Annotated in this window: 7 protein-coding genes and 1 pseudogene; 3 read left to right on the forward strand and 5 right to left on the reverse strand. The window is 35.2% G+C overall.

Annotated features, from left to right (window positions below):
• The first annotated feature begins 99 nt into the window (after positions 1-99).
• The 3 genes from MVY38_RS04030 to MVY38_RS04040 are packed head-to-tail and all read left to right on the forward strand — an operon-like array spanning position 100 to position 1,692.
• On the forward strand, positions 100-951 hold the full coding sequence (locus MVY38_RS04030; RefSeq protein WP_297483816.1) for a patatin-like phospholipase family protein: 852 nt from the start codon (positions 100-102) through the stop codon (positions 949-951).
• Positions 952-996: 45 nt separating this feature from the next.
• On the forward strand, positions 997-1,446 hold the full coding sequence (locus MVY38_RS04035) for a hypothetical protein (protein ID WP_297483818.1): 450 nt from the start codon (positions 997-999) through the stop codon (positions 1,444-1,446).
• Positions 1,447-1,692, forward strand: coding sequence for a hypothetical protein (locus MVY38_RS04040; protein ID WP_297483819.1), 246 nt, complete (start codon positions 1,447-1,449; stop codon positions 1,690-1,692).
• Between the two features lie 7 nt (positions 1,693-1,699).
• Here the strand turns inward: MVY38_RS04040 and exbD are convergent, their stop codons facing one another.
• From exbD to MVY38_RS04065, 5 genes and pseudogenes are all read right to left on the reverse strand, one after another.
• Entirely contained in the window at positions 1,700-2,095 is a 396-nt protein-coding gene (exbD, locus tag MVY38_RS04045) for a TonB system transport protein ExbD (protein WP_297434543.1), read from the reverse strand.
• Positions 2,095-2,547 (reverse strand): TonB-system energizer ExbB, encoded by a 453-nt coding sequence (gene exbB, locus MVY38_RS04050; RefSeq protein ID WP_297483821.1) that lies wholly within the window; start codon positions 2,545-2,547, stop codon positions 2,095-2,097. Before exbB ends, exbD begins: the two co-directional genes overlap by 1 nt.
• Before the next feature lie 8 nt (positions 2,548-2,555).
• Entirely contained in the window at positions 2,556-3,380 is an 825-nt protein-coding gene (locus tag MVY38_RS04055; protein ID WP_297483823.1) for a HAMP domain-containing sensor histidine kinase, read from the reverse strand.
• The gene (locus MVY38_RS04060) at positions 3,370-4,029 is read right to left on the reverse strand and encodes a response regulator transcription factor (RefSeq protein ID WP_297483825.1); all 660 of its coding nucleotides are present in this window, start codon (positions 4,027-4,029) and stop codon (positions 3,370-3,372) included. The genes MVY38_RS04055 and MVY38_RS04060 overlap by 11 nt, the downstream gene beginning before the upstream one ends.
• Positions 4,019-4,215 (reverse strand): annotated as a pseudogene (locus tag MVY38_RS04065) (dihydroorotase); the annotation flags it as partial. The gene MVY38_RS04060 and the pseudogene MVY38_RS04065, both read right to left, overlap by 11 nt.

Raw genomic sequence — 4,215 nt, forward strand, 5'->3', positions numbered from 1 at the left:
TATAAAACCACAAGCGCAGTCCCCCCCCTCTCTTTAACTCCACTCCCCACTAAATTTCGCTAAAATACAACTAAACAACTATTAATAAGAAGCAAAAATATGAACAAAAAAACAGTATCTTTAGTCCTAGGAAGCGGTGGTGCCAGAGGGCTTGTGCATATTGGAATCATACGCTATCTTGAAGAGCATAACTACAAAATAAAATCCATCTCAGGCTGTTCAATGGGTGCACTTGTTGGTGGTTTTTATGCAGCTGGAAAACTTGATGACTATGAAAAGTGGCTTAAAGGCGTAGATGTTATAGATATGCTCAAACTTTTAGACTTTAAAGGCTCTGGTGGATTGGTATCTGGAGAGAAGCTGATGAGTAAACTCAGTGAACTACTTGGTGATGTAAATATCGAAGATTTAGAGATGAAATTCACCGCCGTTGCTACAAATATTGACACAGAAAAAGAGGTTTGGATAAACAGCGGTTCTCTGCTAAACGCAGTGAGAGCATCTATATCTCTTCCAATGTTTTTTACACCCTTTATAACCTCTAGTGGTAATCGTTTAGTAGATGGAGGAGTACTCAATCCCGTTCCCATTGCTCCAAGTTTCCATGACGACACAGACATAACTATTTCAGTCAATTTGGGCGGTGAGCCTTCCTCTCTTTTTCCCATCACGAAAGAAGAACGCAACAAACCCCTTTCTAAAAAAATCCAAGAGTATATGAAAAATATCTCCCTGCCAGACTCCATAAGTAAAGAGGATGGAATGTATGTCATAGCGAACAAATCATTTGAAACAATGCAAGGAGCACTTGCAAGAATGAAACTCTCCGCATACCCCTCAGATGTAGAGATAAATGTAGCACGAAATTTATGTGGGACTTTCGAGTTCAATAAAGCCTCACAACTTATAGAATACGGCTATAACTTATGTAAAAACAGAGATGATTTATAATCCGTTTGCTAAATATGACTACACTTAGAAACAAAGGAAATTTCAATGAATAACAAAATACTTTTTATTACCGTTTTCATAAGTAACATCGCGTTTGGAGCAGTTTTATCTCTTCCAAATACAATTAAATTAACAAATACTAAAAATACAAATCGAATTGTCCAAAAATCAGCTCAAAAACTTTACAATAGAGGTCTTGAACGAAATATTGCTACAAGTAAGATAGAAGCGAGCCTACAAAACACTCCACATATTACACAGATGATGGCGCAAAATATTTTAGCATCACTACCAAGCCTTAAAGAAGATGATATAGTCTCTTTTATAGCACATGCATCACTACATAAGCAAACAGTAGATTTAAGCGCTTATGAAGATATTATTGCACTTGTGCAGCAGCATTCACCTATGCTTTTAGACAAAGAACTCGTACAAAAGATTGAAAAAGTAAGTAATGAGAATGAACGACTTAAGATTATTGGAAATCTAGCTTAGATGAAGATTGAAAACCCTTTTGAATCAGGGCATATAAAAAATTATATTTTATTTTATGCGAGTGTTATCGTTATTGTGGTGCTATTTTTTCTTGCGACCACGCTATTTGAAAATGATAAAAAACAGATAGAAAAGAAATCTTTTGATGTCAATACTACTCTTATAAAAGAGCAGAAAAAAATAGAAGCAGCAGAAAAAAAAGAGAAAGAAAAACCACGCTTTAAGCTTTTAAATAAGGCTTATTAAACGCAGTCTATTTTTTAGTTACGATGTAGAGTTGTTCGTGTCCAAGTTTTTTCAAAATATCCATAACATTTACAAAGTCTTGAAATTTCGACTCTTTATCACTTCTAAGAACAACAGTCTGACTCTTTGAAATGGTTGCGAGTTTTGCTTCAAGTTGTTTTAGATTTACTCTATTTTTTTCAAAAAAAAGCTCCCCTTTTGCGTTTACATACACCGTAACCTCTTTTTTTGTATCTTGCTTATCTGTTGCTTTAGCCTGAGGTAGATTCACAGGAATAACACCCTGCTTGATAAAGGTCGCAGTTGTCAGCACCATCACAAGCAAAACAAGCATGATGTCAATAAAAGGAATGACATTTATCTGATCAAAACGCTTAAAATTTTTTCGTTTACATTTTGACATTACTTGCTCTCACTCTCGTGTGCCACATCAAATTTTGTAAGAATACGCTCAACTTTACGCAAAGCAATGGTATATGCGACAATGGCAGGCATGGCAACAACCAAGCCCATTGCCGTTGCTTTAAGTGCAAGTGCCAAACCTATCATCACTTTTTTTGTATCTACTGCACCAATGTCACCCAAAGTATAAAATGTAATCATAATTCCAACCACAGTCCCAAGCAACCCTATATAAGGTGCATTTGTACCAATGGCAGAAATAACATTGATATTATCGGTTAAATCAAGTTCCAAGTTATCACGATGTTCATAATCTTCAATGCGAACACTTTTATAAAACATCATTCTCTCTATAAAGAGCCAAAGTGTCACAATACTCATAAGTATCAAAGTTCCCATTACGCCATAATCTAGTGCATTTTCTGCATACGCTAAAAATCCGTTCATCTGCATTATAAATCCTATTTTAATTTTAGTTTAACTCTTGTTCCAACATTTTTAGATGATTCCAAATTTAACTCAATGTTATTTTTATCACAAAATCTTTTCACAAGACTGAGTCCTATGCCAAAACCCTGCATATCTCTGTTTGTCTGGTAATATTTATCAAAAATATGAACAAGCTCTACCTCATCCATTCCTATACCATAATCTTCAATACAGAGCAGACCATCTTTCAAGCGAATATCAATATTTTTTGAATCGTTTGAGTATTTTACACCATTATCAATTAAGTTGTCAATGACTTTACTAAGTCCCGTTTTATCTCCCAAAATTTCTAAGCTCTCTAACTCCAAATGAAATTCTATATGTGGATAAAGTTTTTGCAAAAACAGTACTCTTGCGTTTAACAGTTTATCTACACGAAAAAGCTCTTTTACATCTTGTTCACTCTGCATTTTTATAAGATAATCAAGCTCATTATATCGCTCTTTTAGCATATTACAAGCGTTATTTATACGACTGATGCGTTTGAGGGTTTTAGCATCTTCTATATTTTTAGCGAGCATCTGTGTATTTGTTGTAATGGTGCTGATGGGAAGATTGAGCTCGTGAAGTGTCTCTTTTGAGAGTTCCTGAAGATGATGTACATAATCAGCAAGAGGATCAACTGCTAATTTAGCAATAAAAACAGCCGAGAGAGTAACAACACAAAGAACAATAAGCGCAAAAACTGCAATATTTTCAATTTTTAAAATAGCAATAAAATAATAAACAAGAGAGACAAAGCCAATAACAGTCAGCAAATAATATATAAAAATATTTATGCGTAGATTACGGAACAAGCTTATATCCAAACCCACGAATATTTTCAAATTTCACAGCAGGGAGAAGCTGTTTAAGTCTATTTATATAGACACGAATTGCGCCATCACTACCACCTTTGTCCGCACTACTCCACAACTCATCATAAATAAGTTCTTTAGGAACAGGAGTATTTGCATGATCCATCAATAAAACAAGCAACTCATACTCTTTTTTTGAAAGCTCTAACGCTACACCATCATAAAGTATAGACTGATGCAGCTTATCATGACATAACAGACCTACACACTCTGCCTGTTTGCGTTTCGTTCTTCTTAGTAATGCAGCTAAACGCAGTAAAAACTCGGTAGTATCAAAAGGTTTGGTAATGAAATCATCAGCTCCACTTAAAAAGCCGCGTTGCAGCATCTCTTTGTCACTATGTGATGTTAAAAAAACAGCAGGGGTTTCGTCATCTGCTTTACGCAAATCTCCCAAAAGAGAGACTCCATCAATAAGGGGAACATTTATATCAAGCAGATAAAGATCAAACTTCTCTTTGTAGGTGGCATCAAGCGCATCTTGTCCATTTGGAGAGTGACAGACCTCATACCCTTCATCTTCAAGTAAATCAACGATTGTCTCAGCAAAAAGAGCATCATCTTCTAAAAAAAGTATTTTAATCGACACTCTCTATAGCCCAGCCAATAGTTTCACCAGCATACATAGGGACAACACCTGAATAGTTTTGAGGAACAACAAAAGGTCGTTTTTCTAATGTCACTTCTTTAAATTCAGGGCAAATTCCATATATATTTTGTGCATTATCACTTACAAATGCCTGTAGATTATCGAGCTTATCAAACTGCTCAAAGA

Source organism: Sulfurimonas sp. (assembly GCF_027056685.1).
Taxonomy (GTDB): domain Bacteria; phylum Campylobacterota; class Campylobacteria; order Campylobacterales; family Sulfurimonadaceae; genus Sulfurimonas.